The sequence below is a fragment of the Ensifer adhaerens genome, assembly GCF_002007205.1.
Taxonomy (GTDB): domain Bacteria; phylum Pseudomonadota; class Alphaproteobacteria; order Rhizobiales; family Rhizobiaceae; genus Ensifer; species Ensifer adhaerens_D.
Genome location: NZ_LAZS01000012.1, coordinates 435,278 through 454,848, shown reverse-complemented (window position 1 = coordinate 454,848; position 19,571 = coordinate 435,278). Strand labels below are relative to the sequence as shown.

The following is a 19,571-nucleotide window of genomic DNA, read 5'->3' as shown; positions in this document are numbered from 1 at the left end:
CTTTGGGATAAAAAGTGCATGCGTAAGCCGCAAGATCAGAAGCTGCCCGCCGGCGCCCCCATGCCGGAGACCAGGTACACCGTCTCCCGCCGCGCCGTGCTTTCGGGCCTCGGTGTTATGAGCCTGCTCGGCGCCTCCGGCTGTTCGCAGGCCCTCGATTTCCCGTCGCTGGAGCCCATCGAACCGTCTGGTGGTATGCCGCCTGTGGGCGTTGACCGCATGCCGACCGGGTCCATTCGCCCGATCCCACCGATCAGCGTCGACAGCAACATCACCGACAACAGCACGATGTATGCTTCGATGGTCGATAGTGGTTTCGTGATCCCGGCAATCCCATTCCAGAAGGTCAGGCCGGAATTCCGGCGTCAGATCGTTATCGATCCGACCGGCGAGGCGCCGGGCACGATTGTGGTACGGCTTAACGAGCGGCATCTTTATTGGGTGCAGGAAGGCGGCGAAGCGGTCCGTTACGGCGTCGGCATCGGCAAGGCCGGCTTCGAATGGAACGGCCGAGCCGAGATCCAGTACACAAAGCAGTGGCCGACCTGGACGCCGCCCAAGGAGATGATCGCACGCAAGCCGGAGCTGGTGAAATGGTCGGGCGGTCAGCCGGGTGGGCTCGACAACCCGCTCGGTGCCCGCGCGCACTATATCTACAAGGACGGCCACGACACTGGCTATCGCGTGCACGGTTCACCGGAATGGTGGACCATTGGCACGCAAGCTTCTTCCGGCTGCGTGCGCATGATCAATCAGGACGTCATCGACCTCTACAACCGGGTCAAGGCGTCGCCGACCAAAGTCCCGATTGTGGTCGCGTGAAAGCCTTCTGTTCGAGGTATGGTTCGAGGATCAGAGTTTCGCAGCCGTCCCGGTTTCAGCGTCGCCTCGCTTTACATTCTTGAAAGATCGAATTTCTGCGCATTGTGAACTTGGAATCGGCTCGAAAACTTGTAAGTTGAGCGACCTTTTCCAACCTACGAGCGGTCAATGCAGGTTCTAGTACGCGATAACAATGTTGATCAGGCGCTCCGCGTCCTGAAGAAGAAGCTCCAGCGCGAGGGCATTTTTCGTGAAATGCGGATGCGCGAGGCTTTTGAAAAGCCCTCGGTTAAGCGCGCGCGCGAGAAAGCCGAAGCGGTGAGCCGCCAGCGCAAGAATGCGCGCAAGCAAATGCAGCGCGAAGGCCTGCTCCCGTCGAAGCCGAAAAAGAGCAGATAGCTTCACGAACGCTTGGGACGGCCGCTGTGACGGGGGAACCTCCCCGTGGTGCCGAGGCAACAGGCCAAAGCATTTGTCTCGGGCCGCCGCCCATCCGCGAAGAAGACGTTGAAAATGAGCTTCATGCCGGCTTTGTTGCCGCGCAATTTCCTCAATTTTCGAACGAGCACCTGATTGAGCCTCCAGCCCCTGTGGAGGCTCAATCTATCAAGCCGAGCCCTAGCCCGTCCGTCGTCCGGCGACGGAACCTTGCTGCGGCGGCTGATCGCAGTGCCGGTCCGAAAGCCTTCCCGTCTTGGGGGCTCCTCCCATCAAGCCGCAAGGGCGAGCCCCGCCTCAATCGGCGAGTTGGTTCCCAAGTTCGAACAGCGCTCAATTCCGAATTCCCATAGCCCTGAAACCAGCCCTGATCTCTTCGACAAAGAGTTCCGGTTCCTCCCAGGCGGCAAAGTGCCCGCCCTTCGAAGCCTGATTGTAGTAGACGAGCTTGGGATAGGCTTTTGACAGCCATTTCCTGGGCGGCCGATAGACTTCCCCCGGAAACACCGTGACGGCGACAGGAACCTTGGCAGCGGTGAGCTTCGCTCCAGCCTTCAGGTTCTCCCAGTAGATGCGTCCGCTCGACGGGCCGGTGTTCGTCAGCCAATACAAGGTGATGTTGTCCAGAATATCGTCGCGGCTCAGAGCCTCTTCCGGCTTGCCTCGCGTAAAGACCCAATCCGCGATCTTGTCGTAGAGCCAGGCCGCAAGGCCCACCGGAGAATCCGCAAGCCCGTATCCGACCGTTTCCGGACGCGTGCTGAGGATCGAAGCGTAGCCAAAACCGTTGTTGAGGAAGTCGCGCGCCTCGTCGAAGACCTTCCTTTCTTCGGCCGACAGGCTGTCGGGAGCCGGTCCTCCGCTCTTCAGCGCCTGGGCGGCGTCGGCAGGAAACGTCGACCCGCGCTCGATGCGGTTGACGTGGATACCGAGAAGCCCCTCCGGCGCCTGACGCGCGAGCGCGTCGCTGACGATCGCGCCCCAATCACCACCTTGCGAAACATAGTGGCTGTAGCCGAGCCGCTTCATCAGCATGTCCCAGGCCATGGCGATCCGCTGCGCATCCCAACCGGTCGAGGTCGGTTTCTGCGAAAAGCCGAAGCCGGGGATTGAAGGAACGACGAGATGGAATGCGTCTTCCGCCTTGCCCCCATGGGCGGTCGGATCGGTCAGCGGGGCAATGACATCCAGCAGCTCAAAGACCGAGCCGGGCCAGCCATGCGTCATGATCAGCGGAAGTGCGTTCTCGTGGCGCGAGCGCACGTGGATGAAATGCACATCGAGCCCGTCGATATCAGTCAGGTATTGCGGGAACGCGTTGAGCTTTCGTTCCGCTCTGCGCCAGTCATAGGCGGACTGCCAATAGGCCACGAGGTCCTGAAGCGTCTGTTGATCGACGCCCTGGGAGCGATCCTTGACGGTTGCACTGTCCGGCCAGCGCGTCGCCGCGAGACGCCGCCTCAGATCCACGAGAGCACTCTCGGGAATGTCGGGCTTAAAAGGACGGATGTTCTCGCTGCTGATCGGCGAATTCGTGACGTTGGCGGCAGTGCCGGTTGAAGGCAGCACCGCCGCCGCTGCACCGATCGCAGCGCCCGAAAGCAGAAACGAGCGCCGCGTGACCTTCCCAGCCCTATTTTCCAAGTCCATTTGAGGGTTTCCTTTGCAAACACGCACAATCGTCAACGGGGTTGGACGTCGTGCCGGAGCCTCGCCGCTGGCGGCGAGGTTCCGGGCTAAGCTGATTGTCAGGCCTCGTCGGGACCTTTGCGGTAGATCAGGAACTTGTTTCCTTCCGGATCGCGAAAATAGGCACAGTAAGGGTCGCCGCCGTCAGGTCCTCTCGGACCAGGCGCGCCCTCGTCCGAACCGCCCGCTTCCAGCGCCGTCGCATGTGCCAGATCCACCTGCGCCCGCGAGCGGGCCTCGAAGGCGATCATCGTACCATTGCCGGCAATGGCCGTCTCGCCATTGAACGGCCTCAGCACGCCGAACTCGAGCGCACGGTACCCGTAGTAGACGGCCCGTCCCGGCTGAACCAGTACGCGGCCGATACCGAAGACGGCGAGGAGTTTGTCGTAATAGGCAGCGGCAGCATCGAGATCGTTCGTGCCGACGGTCGAGTGGCCGGGCAGTGCTCTGGCTTTTTCCGGGATCGCTTTTAACGAAGAGGATGTCGTATCGTTCATTCTGATCTTCCTTTTGAGGCGAGCGATTTCGTCTCGCTGTTTCGCTTGGGATCGCTGTCGAAACGACGATCCGCGAATGACCGGAAATCTAAGAACGAGGCCCGATGGCCAGCACCCCGCGGAATTGAGAGCCATCCTCTCACGCGGGACGCTTGGCTCGGTCGGGACGGCCGGGAGCAAGGCCAGATCACGGCACCACAAGAACGGGCAGTGGACCAAGCAACTTGCCGCCGCACGGGCTCTGCTCGGTTCAAGAGGCTTCCTCTCAGAAACACCATCTGCCGGCGGCCCATCGGATAGCTGATCCTCACGGACAGGATCAGATCGACCACAAGGACGCCTGACATGGTTATGCCATCGCTCAAGAACTTCGTCGCAACCGCTTCCATGGCAATGGCTTCGGCGGCACCAGCACATGCTGGCGTCGTCACCGTGGCGGGGCCGAAGATCGACTTCGTCAAGATCGACGAGACCATCACGCTGCGGCGCATGGTTACCGGCCCGGCCTCCCCGAAGGGCACGGTTCTCTTCCTGCACGGCTTTCCGGAAACATTGACCGTCTGGAAGCAGATTGCGGAAACACTGGGCAGGGACTACGAGGTGCATGCGTTCGACTGGCCCGGTTACGGCCAGTCTTCGCGCCCCTCGACGCCACAGTTCTCCTATTCGCCGATGGACTACGCCACGGTTCTCAAGGCCTATATCGAGAAGGCGGGCGTCGACCGATCGAACCTGGTCATCTACGCCTCGGATATCGGCGGCCTTCCCGCACTGCTGCTCGCCCTCGACGAACCAAGCGTGGCAAGGAAGATCATCGTCGGCGACTTCGCCCCGTTCAATCGGCCGCAGTTCATGTATGAGAGCCTGCAAAACCTGAAGGCAGAGCCGACGGCGACGCCGACGCGAGCCTACATGAACAAGACCAGCGACGAGATCCTGCAAAACGTGCATCGCCGCGGCCTTGCGCCGGAGGCCCAGTATGAACTGCCGCCCGAGGCGCAAGCGGACATGAAGGAGACCTGGGCGCGCGACGGGGTAACCAGCGCCGACGCCTTCGCCTTCTATTATTCCCATTTCACCCGCGACGAGGACTATCTCGAAGCCAATCTTCACAAGCTCAAGACGCCAGTGAAAGTGATCTGGGGCGACCGCGATATCTACATCAAGCCGGAGATGGGGAAGGAGTTTGCCGAGCGCACCGGTTCGGAGTTCGAGCTTCTGACAGGTATCGGCCACTTCCCCCACCTGCAGGATCCGGCCCGGACTGTTGAAGAAGTGCGGGCCGCCTTCGCAGACTAGAGCGTCCTTTGTGCGTTCATACGAACGCACAAAGGACGCTCTAGCACTTTGATTCTAGAGCATCTTTCCGCCCGCAAGTGATTCCACTTGAAGGCAGGATGCTCTAGGCTTGCGAAGCCTCGCCCCGTTTGCAGGCAGCGCGAAGGCGAGGCAGCGCCCAATCGACGAAGGACCGAACCTTCAGCGTCAGTTGACCCTGTCCGGAATAGACAATGTGGATCGGTCGGGGCGCCTGGTCGAAAGCCTCCAAAACCGGCACGAGAGCGCCTGAAGCCAACTCGTCCGGGACTTGATAATCGAACAGGCGGGCGATCCCGGCGCCGCCGACCGCTGCTGCCACGCAATTGGCGGCGGTGTTGACCTCAAGGCGGGTGCGCGGAACCGCCTCCACCGGGTTGCCGTCGACATCGAAGGTCCAGAAGAAAGTCCGCTTGTTGAAGAGTATTCCGTCGTGGTCTACGAGCTCGCACGGGTGCTCCGGCATACCGCGGCGCTGCAAATAGGCCGGGCTGGCGCAGGTCAGCAGGCGGAACTCTCCGGCCTTGACCGCGTAGAGAGAGCTATCGGCGAGGTCGCCCAGGCGGATGGCGATGTCGACCTGCTCGTCCACGAGATGCACCGTCCTGTCGAGCGAGAGCAGGTTCAGCGACACCTCCGGATACGTCTCCATGTAGCTGAGCGCGATCGGCATCACATAGCGGGCGCCGAATTCGACCGGCATGGTGATCGTCAGGATGCCGCGCGGCATCTGGTATTCGCCGGACGCCCGACGTTCCGCCTCCTCGAGGTCCGCCATGATCTTGCGGGCCGCCTCGACATATTCCCGGCCGGCATCGGTGAGCTGGAGATTGCGGCTGGTACGCACGACCAGGCTCGCGCCCAGGTGCCGTTCGAGTTCGGCGACCTTGCGGCTGACGCTGGGCAGTGGAGCGTTCAGCTTCCTGCTCCCTGCAGAGATGCTGCCGGCATCAACGACTGCCAGCAGCATTTTCATGGCTTCAAGGCGATCCATCGTATCCCCCGGGCGCTCCGACGTTGCTTACGAAATTGTGGTCCTATGCTCCGCCTGCGTTCACAGCCTTTGCCTGCAGTTCTGCGCCTTCGCTCCTTGCCGACGGTTCCTTAGCAGCGCGCGCCTCCTCGGCCAGCAGGCTTGCCGCCATGCGTTTGCTCTGCCGAACCGGATCGGCCGTTCTCGTCATTTGCGCAATCGCGGTCGCCCCCTCGTGCAGGAGGTTGATCGTGTCGGCGATCCGCTTTGGTTCGCAGAACCGAGCCGCATGAGCGAGCTCCTCGAAATAGGCAAGGACCAGGCGCTTGTGCATCGAGGCAGCGCGGAACACCGGATCGACGGCTTCCTTGTGTTCCCCCGCCGCGCTCATGAAAATGCAGCCGCGGAACTGCTTGTCGCGGACCGAGGCTTCCAGGAAGTCGAAGGTCGCCAGAAGCCGCTCATAGGGTTCGCTCGCACGCTGGTCGACAAAGATGCGCATCTCGGCCCGGGATTGTTCGTCGCGCCGCTCCAGCGCAGCCAGGATAAGATCCTCTTTGGTTTCGAAATGTCGATAGAGCGTCGTCTTGGCCACCCCGGCTTCGGCGATGAGCAGGTCGATCCCGGTCGCGTGGTAGCCGTGAAGGTTGAACAGGCGCAGGGCGGTATCGAGCAGATGTCCGCGGATCTCTGAGCGGCGCATATTCACTCCTCAAAACAAAACAGATTTGTATCATTCTATCGCGTTGCGCACGAAATACAAGCCATGGCGCCCAGCTGCCAAGGCTTCGCGCTCAACAGGCCGGTCACCTTCCGAGCGACGGCGCATAGTAACGCGGCTACACATTCCCGTGTGCGGGATTGCCAAACGATACAGATCGGTATATTTAAGCACACATCGATACAGACCTGTATCGTTTATAGCCAATCGGGAGAATGGCCCGACGCCACCAACCAGGAGAAGACTATGCCTCGTGATCTCGCACACCAAAGCGCGGCGCGTCCGCGTGTCCACGCCCGTTCCGCCGCCTCCGCGCTCGAGCTGATCGATAGCCACGGCCAGGCCGTCGCTGCAGCTGGCCTCTATGGCTCGCTCGCTGTGGTTTACGGCTGGTTCGGCGGCATGAAGTTCACCCGCTATGAAGCGGAGGGCCTGGTCGGCCTGGTCAGCAACAATCCCTTGCTGAGTTGGACCTATTCGCTCTTCAGCGTGGAAGGCTTCTCAAACCTTCTCGGCATCCTCGAGTTGAGCATCGCCGCCCTCGTCGTGGCCCGGCTCATCAAGCCGATCTATTCGCTCGTCGGTGGATTGCTTTCGGCCGGGCTCTTCGCAACGACCATCAGCTTCATGGTGACGACACCCGGTGTGTTCGTGCCTGAGCTCGGCTTTCCGGCGATCTCGGTCGCCCCCGGGCAGTTCCTGCTCAAAGATGTCGGGCTCTTCGCCCTCTCCCTTTGGATCGCCGTGGACTCGCTTGCGGCGCTCCGTGCGGCACGGACCTGATCAACGAAGAACGATCCGCCTCCTCCACGGCAATCTACCACGACACCATCTCCGGCGATCTGGCCGGCTGAACAAAGGAACGTCTCATGATCATGCACTATGTTCTATCAAGGATCCGCGCGCACCAGCGCTACCGCCAGACCGCTCTGGAACTTGGGCGCTACAGCGATCAGCAACTGGACGACATCGGCATCCATCGCTTTGAAATCGACGATATCGCACGCCGGCAGTTCAACCTGTGACGAAGCCATGACTCGGGGCCGGTGCAACGAGGTATTGCGCAAGAGTGCATCGGCCAACGTCGTGGCCGGGACTGGGCCCGGCCCCGCGCCGCGGATGTGGTGCGGGCAAGCCGCCGCCTATTGGAGACAAGGAAATGACCTACAGAAAGACCGATGAAGCGATCCGCAAACTGACGCCCGAGCAGTTTCGCGTAACACAACAGAGCGGGACCGAGCGTCCCTTCACGGGCGAGTATAATGACAACAAGCGGACTGGAATCTATGTCGATATCGTATCCGGCGAGCCGCTGTTTGCGTCTTCCGACAAATTCGATTCCGGCTGCGGCTGGCCGAGCTTCACCAAGCCGATCGCGCCCGCCAATGTCGAAGAACTGCAGGACCGTTCCCATGGTATGATCCGCACCGAGGTGCGCTCAAAGCATGGTGACAGTCACCTTGGCCATGTCTTTCCCGACGGCCCTCGGGATCGTGGCGGCCTGCGTTACTGCATCAATTCCGCCTCCCTGCGCTTCGTTCCGCGTGAGGAGATGGATGCGGAGGGTTACGGAGCGTTCATCAACCAGGTGGAGGATATCTGAATGACCGATCGAGCTGAAAGAGCCGTTTTGGCCGGTGGCTGCTTCTGGGGGATGCAGGATTTGATCCGCAGGCTCCCGGGCGTCATCGCAACAAGGGTCGGCTATACCGGTGGCGATGTACCCAATGCCACCTACCGCAACCATGGGACCCATGCCGAGGGCATCGAGATCGCCTTCGATCCAGGGACCATCAGCTACAGGCAGATCCTGGAGGTCTTCTTCCAGATCCACGACCCCACCACCAGGAACCGACAGGGCAACGATATCGGCATGTCCTATCGCTCGGCAATCTACTACGTCGACGACGGGCAGAAGCGGGTCGCCGAGGACACCATCGCCGACGTCAACGCGTCAGGCCTGTGGCCCGGCAAGGTCGTGACCGAAGTGGAGCCCGTGGGAGATTTCTGGCAGGCGGAGCCCGAGCACCAGGATTACCTGGAGCGTTACCCCAACGGTTACACCTGCCACTTCCCGCGCCAGAACTGGGTGCTTCCGCGGCGGTCCGCCGCTGAATAGCCGATCGCGGACGGCTATGCCGGAAAGACGTCGGGCAAGCACGCCAGCTTGCCCGACGTCGCCTTAACCTGAGGCGCCATCAGGGACGGCCGCCATTTCGTGACGGCGCCGATCACACGGCGGTTCAGGGTCATTTGTGTGCAAACAGGAGAAATCGGAGCATACGGCGTTGAAAAAATCCGCCGTATGCAGCGCTGAGTGTCACCTGGCCTTCGCTACTGAACCGCGACGACGGCGCTGCGGCGTCCGGGCGGCGAGCCAATCCTTTATGTTGCCCGCGTGTTCCTTGGGTGCCTTAGCGGCTGCGCGTCCGGCGATGCTCGCCAGCGTATGGCCGGCCATCACTTCTCTCGCCCGCTTTTCAGCCTCGATCATAACCGCGTGAATGGAACAGACACCGTCTTCTGCCCAGGCGGGCGTCCGATCACCGAACAGCGCGCACTGTCCCCGGATTTCCTTGCATTCGAACAGCGGCTTGCGTCCGTCGATGGCCTCGATAACATCGAGCGCTGTAATGTCGGTGGCGGGGCGGGCAAGCGCGAAACCGCCACCGATCCCCTCCCGGGCGACGACGATGCCGGCCTTCTGAAGCTTGGTGAAAAGCTTGGCTACGAATTCGGGGGAAATCTTCTGCAATTCGGCGAGATCGCGAGCGCTTGCCGGCTGATCTATCTCCTCCGCCTCTATGAGGAACAGGAGACAGTGGAGAGCGTATTCGACGCCTGCGCTTATGTGAGCCACGGAACCACCAAAACACCGACAAATGCAGTCGGAGATAACATCGAAGCCCCGCCTGCGCAAGTCCATGAGTGTCTTCGCCGCGTTGACAATGCGTTTCTGAAATCGGCCGGATTTGGCGTTGCCGTTTTACTCCGACTGAGTTAGTCGTAGTTAAGCGACGATATTGGATCATCGCGAAAACCGTCTCCGCTCCGGAGACATCTACCGAAACGGCAATCGCCCGATGGCTGGCCTTCGCTCAGCCAATGGCGAAGCCTTGTCTGAGGAAAAGAAATGCGTGAACGAATTCTGATTATCGGCGCTGGCTTTGCCGGAATGTGGTCGGCACTCGGCGCCATGCGACTACTGGACCAGCAAGGAAAGGCCGACGGTTCCGTCGAGGTGGCCGTGATTGCGCCGCAGCCCGAACTGCACATTCGCCCCCGTCTTTACGAAAAGCATGCGGCGAAGATGAAGGCGCCCCTCTCCGAGATCTTCGCCAATGCCGGCGTGCGTTTCATCAAAGGCTATGCGACGTCGATCTCGACGGCGGACAACGCCGTTACCTATGCGGATGACGACGGCGACGAAAAGACGATCGGCTACACCAAGCTTGTTCTTGCGACCGGCAGCGTCCTGTTCCGTCCTGATATCCCGGGGCTCGCCCATGCCTTCAATGTCGACCAGCTTGCCGATGCGGCGGAACTGGAAGAGCACATCGCCCAATTGGGTCGTCTTCCGGAAACCCCGGCGCGCAACACCGTTGTTGTCGCCGGTGGCGGCTTTACCGGCATCGAAACCGCCGCCGAATTGCCGCATCGCCTTCGCGCAGCACTTGGAGAAAACGCAGACGTTCGCGTCGTGATCGTCGAGCGCGGCAATGCGATCGGGCCGGACCTCGGCCCCGGCCCACGCCCCGTCATCGAGCAGGCGCTGTCGGAACTGGGCGTCGAGACACGTCTGCGCGCCCCGATCATCGCCATCGACCATAACGGCGTGACGCTTTCATCCGGAGAGCGCATCGAAGCGGCCACCGTGATCTGGACGGCGGGCGCCCGCGCCAATCCGATCACCAGGGAGATCGACGCGGACAAGGACTCGTTCGGCCGTCTCCACGTCGACCGGAACCTCAAGGTCATCGGCCACGCGAACGTCTTTGCGACCGGCGACGTCGCATGCGCGGCAACGGACGATCGCGGCAACCGGACGATGATGAGTTGCCAGCACGCCCAGAACCTCGGGCGTTCCGCCGGGCACAACGTTGCCGCCGATCTCATCGGCGTGAACGCGATCCCCTACAGCCAGGAGAAGTACGTCACCTGTCTCGATCTTGGCCCGTGGGGCGCGGTCTACACCGAAGGGTGGGACCGTCAGGTAAAGCTGACCGGCGCCGAGGCAAAGCAGCTCAAGACGAAGATCAACACCACCTGGATCTATCCGCCGAGTGCCGATCGCGCAGCAGCCCTGGAAGCTGCCGACCCGCTCCGTATCGTCGTTGCCTGATCATGGAAGGGGCCGATAGGCCCAACTGCGACAACGGCAACCAGGCGACCAGTGCACTGATCGCGTTGGCTGCCACAAGCGAGCCCGCTCCTTCGTCCTCTCTGGAAGGCTGCGGGCGCGCCGTCCCACACGACGTCATGAAAGGAGAAATGTCGTCATGAATGCACGGTTCATCGTAGGCGCAGGCTACACCGCCACCGCCCTAGCCATCACCATAGCCACCGGCCTGCCGGCCGCCGCCCATGGCCCCACCGAAACGGTCACGCCGCATTTCGAAAAGGCGATACCCAACATTCCGGGCAAGACGATGAAAGTGGTCATCGTCGACTACCCGCCGGGCGGCGCCTCCGTCCCGCACAGTCACGCGGACTCGTCGTTCATCTTCGCCCACGTTCTCTCCGGAGAAATCGAATCGAAGGTCAATGACGGCCCGACACAAACCTACCGCGCCGGCGAGAGCTGGTACGAACCGCCGGCCTCCAGGCACCTCGTCAGCCGCAACGCGAGCAAGACCAAGCCCGCAAGGCTCCTTGCTGTCTTCGTCCTTGATAGCGACGAAAAAACGCTGACAACACCCATCAAGTAACCCGACTTAAGGAACCGAACAAATGAGCAAGCGTCTCGACTACAACCAGATCGCACCGGCTGGCGCCAAGGCCCTTGGCGGTGTCTACGGCTACATCCTGCAAAGTGGCCTGCCGCCAGTGCTGGTTGAACTGGTCTACCTCAGAATCTCGCAGATCAACAATTGCGCCTACTGTCTCGACATGCACACGCGCGATCTTCTGAAGAAGGGCCAACAGATTGAAAAGATCGCCTTGGTCCAGGCATGGAGGGAAGCCGGTCATCTCTTTGACGAGCGCGAACGGGCGGCCCTCGCCTGGGCCGAAACCGTCACACGCGTCGCCGAGACGGGTGTGCCGGACGAAGCCTACGAGGCCGCACGCGCCGAGTTCAACGAGCGCGAACTCACGGACCTCACGATCGCGATCAGCCTGATGAACGCTTACAACCGCATGGCGATCAGCTTCCGCAATACGCCGCAAGCAGCGCTCGCCAGTTAACCCGCGCTCTGCAGGCGCGTGATGTTGGCGCGCCTGCAGTCGCCCGGTCGTCGGCGGCGCTCAGCGCAGCGACCTCAATCCGTCGCGAATTTCCGAGACCAGCAGGAAATCCGATCGGCCATCCTGGTCGCCGTCGAACGTTGTCGTGCGGGCACCTCGCGCGTGCGCGCCGTGGTCGCACGCAGCTTCGAGCGCATCCACCGCGCCAGTGACATACTCGCTCGAATACAAGGTTAGGTCGAAAGTCGAGCTGTCGCCTGGTTGTCGGGGCCCTTACCGATGACTATGTGTGCGGCAGCCAACGAAGGATCAAACTCAATGCGTATTGTCACATTGTTGCTCGTACTCGCCGCGCTCGCGGGATGTTCTCAGACCACCGGCGGCGCGAGTAGTGTCAGAACGGATTACTACGGCGGCGACGGCGGGTTTTATGCGGGCGCGGTTGCCCCGCGCTAAAGCGGCGCTACGGCCGGGGACTGACCAGCCGCAACGGCTCACATGACAGGGCAGCCCGGATTCTCCCGCCTATATCTTCACGCACCCACCAAATGAGCCCGCAAAGGCGACGGAACGCACGATGCGATCCGGCATCGCATGTGCTCTGTTCTCCGCACGCTTAGCGACTGGCTGGTGGCGCCCACGATGCCGTCGATGATGTCGCACCGCCAGGCGCACGCCTGTGCGCCTGGCGGACAGATGAGCGTACCCGCGACGCTTACCGTTCGATCATGCGGTTCCAGCGCTTGTTCCATTCCTGCCGGTTCTGGTTGATCGCATCCCAATCGAGCACCTTGGCGGTCTCCATGTTGGCCTTAAAGGTCGAGAGCTTCGCGTTCGCCGTGTCGGTACCGGCCTTGGCATCGACGTTCGATGGGATGATGTTGCCATGGTCGAGCGCCAGGCTCTGTGCCTCGGCCGAAAGCAGGTAGTGGGCGAGCTTCTGGCTGAGTTCCGGTTCGCTGTTGTTGGCGATCACGCATTCGGTGACGGCGAGCACGACCGAGCCTTCCTTGGGCTGGGCGTATTCGACCGGAATCCCCTTGTCCTTGAGATTGTTGACGGCCGTCGGGGTCAGCGGGAAGATCGCGGCCTCGCCGGTCTGCACCATCTCGGAGATCTTGGCCGAGCTCGGGATGAACTCGATGACGTTCTTACCGATCGTATCGGAGAACTTCTCGAAACCGGGCTCGACATTGGTCTCACTGCCACCCTGAATACGGTTGAACATCAGGAAGGCGTGCAGGCCGAAGCTCGATGCGGAAGCCGACTGGAAGACGACGGCGTTTTCGAACTTGGGATCGGCCATGTCCATCCACGAGGTCGGCGCCGGCCAGCCCTTCTGGTCGAAGAGCTTCTTGTTGTAGGCAAGACCGGTCATGCCCATGTCGACGCCGATGGCCATGTCGTCCTTCAGGCGGGCAGCAGGCTGGATCTGGTCGAGCACCGGATCAGCGGCAATCCTCTGGCAGAGACCGCCGCCGATCGCGCGCACCATCACGCCATCGTCAAGCAGCATGACATGCATCTGCGGGTTGTCCTTGGCAGCGGTTGCCTTGGCGAGAATATCGGCGGAGGTGCCGGGCACGACGACGACCTTGACGTCGTTCGCCTTCTCGAACGGCGGCAGCACGTGCTCGGTGTAGGCGCGCTCGAAGTTGCCGCCGTTCATGCCGATATAGAGCGTCTTGGTTTCCGCCGACGCAGCATTTTGCTGCAGGACAAAGGCCAGAAGCGCCAGCGCCGTGGTTTTGGTAAGCCGTTGGTCAATCATGGTATTCCCCTTTCTGTTTACAACGAGGCTGCAGTTTCGACCGCCACCTTGCGGAAGCGGCCAATGGAAAAGGCTTGGATGGGCGTTGTCGTCCGCCCGAGGGTGACGAGCTCTGCGAGCACTTCACCGACGGCGGGCGCTGTCTGAAACCCGGCGCCGCAGAAGCCGAAGGCATGGAAAAGGCCGGATGTCGTTTCGCTCGGGCCGATTACGGGATTGCCATCGGGCATTTCGGCCTCGGTTCCAGACCAGAAGCGGATGACCTGGGCGTCCGCCAGGTGCGGAAAGAGGGCGATGGCGCGCTGCATGACGGAGGACGCCGCTTTGACCGACGGGCGTGAAAAGTCCGGGTCGGCGAGCGGCAGGCCGCGGCCACCACCCATCACATAGTTGCCCCGCGCCACCTGCCGGCCATAGAAGCTGCCGCCCTGTTCGCCCATGCTCATTGGCAGGCGCAGCGGCAACGGTTCGGTGACCACCATCGACGGATAGATCCGTGTGAGCGGCGCCGGCTCTCCGAACTGGGCGGCGAAATGATCGGACCAGGCGCCGGCGCTGTTGACCAGTTGCCGGCAGCGGATCTCGATATCGTCGCCGGCCAGGATGGCGAAGCCGCTGCCGGTTGCCGCAACCGCGCGTACCGGCGTCAGCTCCAGCACCGTCGCGCCGGCCCGCTCGGCGGTCCGGGCAAACGCGGGCGCCACCAGCCGCGGATTGGCATGACCGTCTTCAGGGCAGAGAGAGGCGCCGACCGCCTGGGCCGAAAGCCAGGGAAACCGCTTGCTCAAGGCCGATCCGGCAACGAGTTCGAGCCCGAGACCATAGTTCCTCACAGTCTCGGCATAGGCTTCGAGCTTGGCGAAATCCTTCTCGGTGCGGGCAAGCTTCAGGTGGCCGGAACGGACATACTCTGCCTCCATGCCGATCATCGCTCCCAGTTGCGACCAGATTCGATGCGCCCGTTGCGACAACGGCAACTGTTCAGGAGGCCGACCCTGCCGGCGCACGCCGCCATAGTTGACCCCGCTCGCCTGAGCGCCGCAGTACCCTTTGTCGATGAGGGCGACCGAAAGCCCCGCCTTGCGCATGGCAAGTGCTGCGGAGCTGCCGACCAGCCCGCCGCCGATGATCGCGACGTCGACCGAGAGACGCCGGGTCATGACCATGCCTCCGGTTTTCCGCCGCCAAAATTGAGTGGAATGGGCTTGACCGGTGCCTGGGCGCGCAGCCGTCCGACTTTGTCGGCAGTGACGCCGCAGGCGCCACTCAGGAGTTCGGCGGCTCCCGCCGAGCACATACGCCCCTGACAGCGGCCCATGCCGACGCGGCTTAGCGCCTTGAGGCGGTTGATCTCGGTGATCGAGCCCGACGCGATGGTGCGCCTTACCTCAGCGACGGTGATTTCTTCGCAACGGCAAAGTGTCGTTTCGGCCGGAACAGTCTCGAACCAGTCGGCCGGGAAAGGAAATGCCTGTTCGAGAATGTCGCGCTGGCGCAGGATCCTGTTGCGTGCCGCTACAAGGCGCGCGACATCCGCCGACGCTCGCCCCGCATCCTCAAGAAGGGCCATGGCTGCAAGCTCGCCCGAAATCTCGGCTGCGTCAGCGCCGGCAATACCGCTGCCGTCGCCGGCGATATAGACATCCGGTCGGCTCGTGCGGCCCAGGACATCGCGCTCAGGCAGCCAGACCCGATCGCGCTCGTCGAAATGGAACCGGCAACCGGCAAGATCGGCAAGCTGGGTTTCCGCACGAAGGGCAAATCCATAGGCGAGCGCATCGCAGGCGATCGACTCGACAACTTCGCCCGCAGGTGTGCGTCGACGGTAGCGAAGACCTTCGACCTGTGACGTGCCCAGGACCGCCTCAGGTCTGACGCCGTAGCGGATCTTCACGCCGGCAAGCTGAAGCTGGAGCCCATAGAAGACGCCAAGCGCGACGATCCGGGGTGCATGAACGGCAAGGGCCAGCAAATGCCGCTTCGATGCGAGGGGCGCTGTGTCGAGGACCGCCTGCACGCGGGCGCCGGCTCTCATGTATTGCCAGGCGACCAGGTAGAGCAGCGGGCCAGAGCCCATGAAGACGACGCGGTCACCGACCGTGCAGCCCTGGGCCTTGAGCGCCGTCTGCGAGGCACCAAGCGTGTAGGCGCCAGGCACTGTCCATCCCGGAAACGGCAGCACGCGATCGGTCGCACCGGTGCACAGGATCAGATGCGAGAAGTCGACCTGGCGGTGAACGCCGGCGGAAAGGATATCGAGCTGATTGCCGCGCTCGGAGTGAGAGATGTTCCAGACCAGCGTCTCGGGCCGGTAGTCGATCTGCGGCAGCAATGCCTCAAAGGCTTGATGCAGCCTTTGCGCCTTGCCGGCTTCCGAGCCATAACGGCCCCGGTAGGACCGGCCGTCCTCGACCAGGGGGCGGCGATAGATCTGTCCGCCGGCGCGCTGACCTTCGTCAAGCACGATCGGCCTGAGACCGGCGCGAACCAGGCGTTCGGCAGCACGAATACCGGCAGGTCCTGCACCGACGACAACGGGCGACAGCGGCTCACTCATGGCCGATCTCCGCCATCGCGCCGACGTCGGTGATAAAGGCCATGCCCGGAAGCAAGGCCGTGCTGCAGGCTCTGACCCGTCGGCCGTCGGCCATCATCACGTAGCAGTCCTGGCAGGCGCCGATCAGGCAGAAGCCGGCGCGTTTCTCACCGGTGAATTCGCTCTGCCGGAGGCTGCCGCTGACCGAGAGGATCGCCGTGAGAACCGTGTCGCCGCGGCGACCGGTTTCGGCTACGCCGTTCAGCACGAATGGCACGGGTGTCTCGTCCAGGCGGTAGCGCCGCCGGAGCAACGGGTTCATCGACATCGGATCTCAGCCCTTGCCCACCAGCAGCCGGTCGAGACCGAACAGGCGATCGAGAATGATCATCGTGATGGTGGCGAGCACGATCATCAGCGTCGAAACGGCCGCCATCATCGGGTCGATGGATTCGCTCGCATACATGTACATGCGCACAGGCAGCGTGACGGTCGATGGCGAGGTCACGAAGATCGACATGGTCAGTTCGTCGAAGCTGTTGATGAAGGCGAGCAGCCAGCCGCCGCTGATGCCCGGCAGCATGAGCGGCATGGTGATCCGGCGAAACACCGTCCACTCCGCAGCACCCAGCGTGCGCGCCGCATTTTCCGCATTGCGATCCATGCTCGTCAGCGACGCCAGGATCAGCCGCAGCGTATAGGGGGTAACGACGATTGCATGGGTGGCGACCAGCCAGCCGAAGGAACCGCCCATGCCCATCAGCGAGAAGAGACGCAGGAAGGCGACGCCGAGAACCAGGTGCGGGATGATCAGCGGCGACAGGAACAGCGCATTCAGCGCCTCGCGGCCGCGAAACTCGTAGCGGGTAATCGCCAAAGCCGCCGGAACCGCCAAGACCGTCGAGATGGTGGCCGAAAGCAGTGCGAGCCGGACGCTGTTTCCGAAAGACGACATGAAATCGGCGTGATGGAAGACTGCCTCGAACCAGCGAAGCGACAACCCGTTCCAGGGCATCGCCAGGGTGTTTTCCGGCGTGAAGGCGACGAGGCAGACGACCACCATCGGCGCCAACATGAAGACGACGACGAGGCTATGGAATGCGAGAGCGATGGGTCCGTTTCTCTGCATGGCTTCAACCCAGCTTGCGCTTCGCCTGCCGCTCGATGAGGCGGTTATAGGCGAGCATGATCACGAGATTGGCGACAAGCACGATGATCGCGATGGTCGCACCGAGCGGCCAGTTCAGCTCGATCAGGAACTCGTCGTAGACAAGTGTTGCCGCCATTTTCAGCCGCCGGCCGCCAAGCAGGCCGGGGATGGCAAACGAGCTCGCCGACAGCGCAAAGACGATGAGGCTGCCGGAGAGGATGCCGAGAGCCGCCTGCGGAAAGACGACGCGACGAAGGGCCGTGAAGCGCGAGGCGCCGAGAGTGAGCGCTGCCGCCTCGACGGTGGGGTCGAGTTTCTGCAGCACGGTCCAGACGGGGATCACCATGAACGGCAGCATGATGTGCACGAGGCCGATGACGATCGCCGTCTCCGTGTAGAGAAGCTGGACCGGGTCAAGGCCGACGATGGCAAGTGCGCTGTTCACGAAGCCGTTCTTACCGAGCAGCATGCTCCAGCCGAAGGTTCGCACGACCACGGAGACGAGCAATGGGCCGATGATCACCAGGAGGAAGATCGACCGCCAGGGCTTGCGCATGTTCGAGAGCACGTAGGCCTCCGGCACACCGATCGCCACCGTGATGACCGTCGTCAGAAGCGCCAGCCGCAATGTCCGCCAGAAGGTCGAGAGATAATATTCGTCCTGCAACACCGTCAGGTAGTTGGCAAAGGTGAAGTCGCTCTGGATACCGGCGGTATAGTCATAGCTGTTGAAGGAGAGGATGACCGTCAATAGCAGCGGCAAGAGCACGAGGCCGATGAAGAACAGGGTCGTCGGCCCGGAAAGGGCCAAGGGTGCGAGCCGTCGCGGCTTGATGGCGGAGATAGCGGCGCTCATGACTTGGCCGCCCCCGCCAGCACACGACAATCGGCATTCTGCCAGGCGAGCCCGACGGTTTCGCCTTCCAGCGGCGGCGGCGCACCGAGATTGGGAACAGCAACGGCAAGAACGCCCGCCGGCGTCTCGGCGCTGACCAACCATTGGCTGCCCATGAAATAGCGTGTCGTCACTTTGCCCTGGATCTGGCCCTCGCCCGGCTCGGTCAACCGCAGCTTTTCCGGGCGGATGAAGATCGAGACTTTGCCATCCGGCTCGCGGCGGTCGGTGTTGAAACGGATCGGCGTGTTGTCGATGCTGATCGACGCGCCCTTGCCGTTGAAGGCCGAGGTCGCACGCAGGAAGTTGGACTTGCCGACGAAGGACGAGATGAAGTCGTTGCGCGGATGCTCGTAGAGCTCATAAGGCGTATCGACCTGGGTGATGCGCCCTTTCTCCATGACGACGACGCGATCGCTGATCGACAGCGCTTCAGCCTGATCATGGGTCACCATGATCGTCGTGATGCCGACGGTCTGCTGGATGCGGCGCAATTCGAACTGCATTTCCTCGCGAAGCTGCGCATCGAGGTTCGACAGCGGCTCGTCGAGCAAGAGTACGGGCGGGTTGATGACAAGCGCCCGGGCAATTGCCACGCGCTGGCGCTGGCCGCCCGACATCTCGCGCGGGTAGCGATCGGCAAGCGCCGAGAGATGGACCAGCGACAGGATCTCCTTGATCCGTTTGTCGCGCTCCGTCTTCGCCACCTTGCGCATTTCGAGGCCGAAGGAAACATTCTGCGCCACGGTCATATGGGGGAAGAGCGCATAGCTCTGGAAGACGACGCCCAGTTCGCGTTGCGGCGGCGGCAGGTGGGTGATGTCGCGCCCGCCCATGATGATCGTGCCTGAGGAGGGCCGCACGAGCCCGGTGATCATCTGCAGGGTCGTCGTCTTGCCGCAGCCCGAGGGCCCGAGCAGCGAGATGAACTCGCCCTTTTCGACCGCAAGATCGAAATCATGAACGGCCGCGACCGACCCATAGAACTTGGAGACCTTCTCAAGGTTCAGGAAACTCATGCTCATTCTCCCGTGGGTCGCTACCCCTGAGATCGCCTGCCCCATTTTTCTTGTCGGCGATCCCGGCGGCTGCGACACGTCGTCAACCATCGAACCTTCCTTCAGACGTTGAGATCTCCGCCGTGCGCGAGTGCACCCATAAAGGCACGGTTTCGCGCTCGGAATAGCCTCTCGGCTATTCACGTCTGGCACATCCACCCCTTGAAGAAGGCTTGTGTGAATTAACTCCAGGAAATTGACGAAAAACACAAATGCAATTTTCTATTTCGGAATTTTTTGTTAGAAAAATCCGATATACGGAATTATGCCACGCAGATTTTGAAAGATTTTCGCA

Annotated in this window: 22 protein-coding genes; 10 read left to right on the top strand and 12 right to left on the bottom strand. The window is 62.1% G+C overall.

All coding sequences use genetic code 11. The features are described 5' to 3' along the window. Positions 1-18 precede the first annotated feature (18 nt). On the top strand, positions 19-822 hold the full coding sequence (locus tag XB14_RS26890) for a L,D-transpeptidase (RefSeq protein ID WP_077966262.1): 804 nt from the start codon (positions 19-21) through the stop codon (positions 820-822). 168 nt (positions 823-990) lie between these two features. Continuing rightward, positions 991-1,221 (top strand): 30S ribosomal protein S21, encoded by a 231-nt coding sequence (rpsU, locus tag XB14_RS26885; RefSeq protein WP_057249963.1) that lies wholly within the window; start codon positions 991-993, stop codon positions 1,219-1,221. A gap of 372 nt (positions 1,222-1,593) precedes the next feature. Here rpsU and XB14_RS26880 read toward each other — a convergent pair whose 3' ends face one another. Further along, positions 1,594-2,910, bottom strand: coding sequence for an epoxide hydrolase family protein (locus tag XB14_RS26880; protein ID WP_077966259.1), 1,317 nt, complete (start codon positions 2,908-2,910; stop codon positions 1,594-1,596). Positions 2,911-3,008: 98 nt separating this feature from the next. Next, entirely contained in the window at positions 3,009-3,449 is a 441-nt protein-coding gene (locus XB14_RS26875) for a VOC family protein (protein ID WP_077966257.1), read from the bottom strand. Between the two features lie 345 nt (positions 3,450-3,794). Between XB14_RS26875 and XB14_RS26870 the strand changes: the two genes are divergently transcribed. Beyond that, entirely contained in the window at positions 3,795-4,748 is a 954-nt protein-coding gene (locus tag XB14_RS26870) for an alpha/beta fold hydrolase (protein ID WP_419178628.1), read from the top strand. A gap of 103 nt (positions 4,749-4,851) precedes the next feature. Here XB14_RS26870 and XB14_RS26865 read toward each other — a convergent pair whose 3' ends face one another. Together XB14_RS26865 and XB14_RS26860 are read right to left on the bottom strand one after the other, a co-directional pair. After that, the gene (locus tag XB14_RS26865) at positions 4,852-5,760 is read right to left on the bottom strand and encodes a LysR substrate-binding domain-containing protein (protein WP_077966255.1); all 909 of its coding nucleotides are present in this window, start codon (positions 5,758-5,760) and stop codon (positions 4,852-4,854) included. A 43-nt stretch (positions 5,761-5,803) separates the two neighbouring features. Further along, complete coding sequence (locus XB14_RS26860) at positions 5,804-6,442, bottom strand: TetR/AcrR family transcriptional regulator (RefSeq protein ID WP_077966253.1); 639 nt, start codon at positions 6,440-6,442, stop codon at positions 5,804-5,806. A gap of 264 nt (positions 6,443-6,706) precedes the next feature. On the opposite strand from XB14_RS26860, the gene XB14_RS26855 reads away from it, so the two are divergent. The 4 genes from XB14_RS26855 to msrA all read left to right on the top strand — a co-directional run bounded on the left by XB14_RS26855 (position 6,707) and on the right by msrA (position 8,579). Next, positions 6,707-7,243, top strand: a complete 537-nt coding sequence (locus XB14_RS26855; protein WP_077966251.1) for a YkgB family protein — start codon at positions 6,707-6,709, stop codon at positions 7,241-7,243. An 86-nt stretch (positions 7,244-7,329) separates the two neighbouring features. Then, positions 7,330-7,485 (top strand): DUF1127 domain-containing protein, encoded by a 156-nt coding sequence (locus XB14_RS26850; RefSeq protein WP_077966249.1) that lies wholly within the window; start codon positions 7,330-7,332, stop codon positions 7,483-7,485. Positions 7,486-7,619: 134 nt separating this feature from the next. Beyond that, positions 7,620-8,063 carry a peptide-methionine (R)-S-oxide reductase MsrB gene (gene msrB / locus XB14_RS26845; protein ID WP_077966247.1) on the top strand — a complete coding sequence of 148 codons (444 nt, stop codon included), beginning with the start codon at positions 7,620-7,622 and terminating at the stop codon, positions 8,061-8,063. Next, positions 8,064-8,579, top strand: a complete 516-nt coding sequence (msrA, locus tag XB14_RS26840) for a peptide-methionine (S)-S-oxide reductase MsrA (protein WP_077966244.1) — start codon at positions 8,064-8,066, stop codon at positions 8,577-8,579. Between the two features lie 201 nt (positions 8,580-8,780). Here msrA and XB14_RS26835 read toward each other — a convergent pair whose 3' ends face one another. Continuing rightward, positions 8,781-9,386, bottom strand: a complete 606-nt coding sequence (locus tag XB14_RS26835) for an RrF2 family transcriptional regulator (RefSeq protein WP_234804148.1) — start codon at positions 9,384-9,386, stop codon at positions 8,781-8,783. A gap of 207 nt (positions 9,387-9,593) precedes the next feature. On the opposite strand from XB14_RS26835, the gene XB14_RS26830 reads away from it, so the two are divergent. From XB14_RS26830 to XB14_RS26820, 3 genes are all read left to right on the top strand, one after another. Continuing rightward, the gene (locus tag XB14_RS26830; protein WP_077966242.1) at positions 9,594-10,802 is read left to right on the top strand and encodes an NAD(P)/FAD-dependent oxidoreductase; all 1,209 of its coding nucleotides are present in this window, start codon (positions 9,594-9,596) and stop codon (positions 10,800-10,802) included. A 157-nt stretch (positions 10,803-10,959) separates the two neighbouring features. Then, the gene (locus XB14_RS26825; protein WP_077966240.1) at positions 10,960-11,388 is read left to right on the top strand and encodes a cupin domain-containing protein; all 429 of its coding nucleotides are present in this window, start codon (positions 10,960-10,962) and stop codon (positions 11,386-11,388) included. Between the two features lie 22 nt (positions 11,389-11,410). Continuing rightward, entirely contained in the window at positions 11,411-11,866 is a 456-nt protein-coding gene (locus tag XB14_RS26820) for a carboxymuconolactone decarboxylase family protein (protein ID WP_077966238.1), read from the top strand. Positions 11,867-12,581: 715 nt separating this feature from the next. Here the strand turns inward: XB14_RS26820 and XB14_RS26815 are convergent. The 7 genes from XB14_RS26815 to XB14_RS26785 are packed head-to-tail and all read right to left on the bottom strand — an operon-like array spanning position 12,582 to position 19,237. After that, positions 12,582-13,637, bottom strand: a complete 1,056-nt coding sequence (locus tag XB14_RS26815) for an ABC transporter substrate-binding protein (RefSeq protein ID WP_077966236.1) — start codon at positions 13,635-13,637, stop codon at positions 12,582-12,584. Positions 13,638-13,654: 17 nt separating this feature from the next. After that, on the bottom strand, positions 13,655-14,797 hold the full coding sequence (locus XB14_RS26810) for an NAD(P)/FAD-dependent oxidoreductase (protein WP_077967762.1): 1,143 nt from the start codon (positions 14,795-14,797) through the stop codon (positions 13,655-13,657). After that, positions 14,794-16,194, bottom strand: a complete 1,401-nt coding sequence (locus XB14_RS26805; protein WP_077966234.1) for an NAD(P)/FAD-dependent oxidoreductase — start codon at positions 16,192-16,194, stop codon at positions 14,794-14,796. Before XB14_RS26805 ends, XB14_RS26810 begins: the two co-directional genes overlap by 4 nt. Next, positions 16,187-16,495, bottom strand: a complete 309-nt coding sequence (locus tag XB14_RS26800; RefSeq protein WP_179119683.1) for a 2Fe-2S iron-sulfur cluster-binding protein — start codon at positions 16,493-16,495, stop codon at positions 16,187-16,189. Before XB14_RS26800 ends, XB14_RS26805 begins: the two co-directional genes overlap by 8 nt. Positions 16,496-16,507: 12 nt before the next feature. Next, positions 16,508-17,302 carry an ABC transporter permease gene (locus XB14_RS26795; protein WP_077966230.1) on the bottom strand — a complete coding sequence of 265 codons (795 nt, stop codon included), beginning with the start codon at positions 17,300-17,302 and terminating at the stop codon, positions 16,508-16,510. 4 nt (positions 17,303-17,306) lie between these two features. Beyond that, positions 17,307-18,179 (bottom strand): ABC transporter permease, encoded by an 873-nt coding sequence (locus XB14_RS26790; RefSeq protein WP_077966228.1) that lies wholly within the window; start codon positions 18,177-18,179, stop codon positions 17,307-17,309. Further along, positions 18,176-19,237 (bottom strand): ABC transporter ATP-binding protein, encoded by a 1,062-nt coding sequence (locus tag XB14_RS26785; protein WP_077966226.1) that lies wholly within the window; start codon positions 19,235-19,237, stop codon positions 18,176-18,178. The genes XB14_RS26790 and XB14_RS26785 overlap by 4 nt, the downstream gene beginning before the upstream one ends. Positions 19,238-19,571: the final 334 nt, after the last annotated feature.

What these genes read in the sequence shown, in the direction of transcription:
- XB14_RS26890 (WP_077966262.1), top strand. Translation starts at nt 19, where the DNA reads ATGCGTAAGCCGCAAGATCAGAAGCTGCCCGCCGGCGCCCCCATGCCG.
- rpsU (WP_057249963.1), top strand. Translation starts at nt 991, where the DNA reads ATGCAGGTTCTAGTACGCGATAACAATGTTGATCAGGCGCTCCGCGTC.
- XB14_RS26880 (WP_077966259.1), bottom strand. Translation starts at nt 2,910, where the DNA reads ATGGACTTGGAAAATAGGGCTGGGAAGGTCACGCGGCGCTCGTTTCTG.
- XB14_RS26875 (WP_077966257.1), bottom strand. Translation starts at nt 3,449, where the DNA reads ATGAACGATACGACATCCTCTTCGTTAAAAGCGATCCCGGAAAAAGCC.
- XB14_RS26870 (WP_419178628.1), top strand. Translation starts at nt 3,795, where the DNA reads ATGGTTATGCCATCGCTCAAGAACTTCGTCGCAACCGCTTCCATGGCA.
- XB14_RS26865 (WP_077966255.1), bottom strand. Translation starts at nt 5,760, where the DNA reads ATGGATCGCCTTGAAGCCATGAAAATGCTGCTGGCAGTCGTTGATGCC.
- XB14_RS26860 (WP_077966253.1), bottom strand. Translation starts at nt 6,442, where the DNA reads ATGCGCCGCTCAGAGATCCGCGGACATCTGCTCGATACCGCCCTGCGC.
- XB14_RS26855 (WP_077966251.1), top strand. Translation starts at nt 6,707, where the DNA reads ATGCCTCGTGATCTCGCACACCAAAGCGCGGCGCGTCCGCGTGTCCAC.
- XB14_RS26850 (WP_077966249.1), top strand. Translation starts at nt 7,330, where the DNA reads ATGATCATGCACTATGTTCTATCAAGGATCCGCGCGCACCAGCGCTAC.
- msrB (WP_077966247.1), top strand. Translation starts at nt 7,620, where the DNA reads ATGACCTACAGAAAGACCGATGAAGCGATCCGCAAACTGACGCCCGAG.
- msrA (WP_077966244.1), top strand. Translation starts at nt 8,064, where the DNA reads ATGACCGATCGAGCTGAAAGAGCCGTTTTGGCCGGTGGCTGCTTCTGG.
- XB14_RS26835 (WP_234804148.1), bottom strand. Translation starts at nt 9,386, where the DNA reads ATGGACTTGCGCAGGCGGGGCTTCGATGTTATCTCCGACTGCATTTGT.
- XB14_RS26830 (WP_077966242.1), top strand. Translation starts at nt 9,594, where the DNA reads ATGCGTGAACGAATTCTGATTATCGGCGCTGGCTTTGCCGGAATGTGG.
- XB14_RS26825 (WP_077966240.1), top strand. Translation starts at nt 10,960, where the DNA reads ATGAATGCACGGTTCATCGTAGGCGCAGGCTACACCGCCACCGCCCTA.
- XB14_RS26820 (WP_077966238.1), top strand. Translation starts at nt 11,411, where the DNA reads ATGAGCAAGCGTCTCGACTACAACCAGATCGCACCGGCTGGCGCCAAG.
- XB14_RS26815 (WP_077966236.1), bottom strand. Translation starts at nt 13,637, where the DNA reads ATGATTGACCAACGGCTTACCAAAACCACGGCGCTGGCGCTTCTGGCC.
- XB14_RS26810 (WP_077967762.1), bottom strand. Translation starts at nt 14,797, where the DNA reads ATGACCCGGCGTCTCTCGGTCGACGTCGCGATCATCGGCGGCGGGCTG.
- XB14_RS26805 (WP_077966234.1), bottom strand. Translation starts at nt 16,194, where the DNA reads ATGAGTGAGCCGCTGTCGCCCGTTGTCGTCGGTGCAGGACCTGCCGGT.
- XB14_RS26800 (WP_179119683.1), bottom strand. Translation starts at nt 16,495, where the DNA reads ATGAACCCGTTGCTCCGGCGGCGCTACCGCCTGGACGAGACACCCGTG.
- XB14_RS26795 (WP_077966230.1), bottom strand. Translation starts at nt 17,302, where the DNA reads ATGCAGAGAAACGGACCCATCGCTCTCGCATTCCATAGCCTCGTCGTC.
- XB14_RS26790 (WP_077966228.1), bottom strand. Translation starts at nt 18,179, where the DNA reads ATGAGCGCCGCTATCTCCGCCATCAAGCCGCGACGGCTCGCACCCTTG.
- XB14_RS26785 (WP_077966226.1), bottom strand. Translation starts at nt 19,237, where the DNA reads ATGAGTTTCCTGAACCTTGAGAAGGTCTCCAAGTTCTATGGGTCGGTC.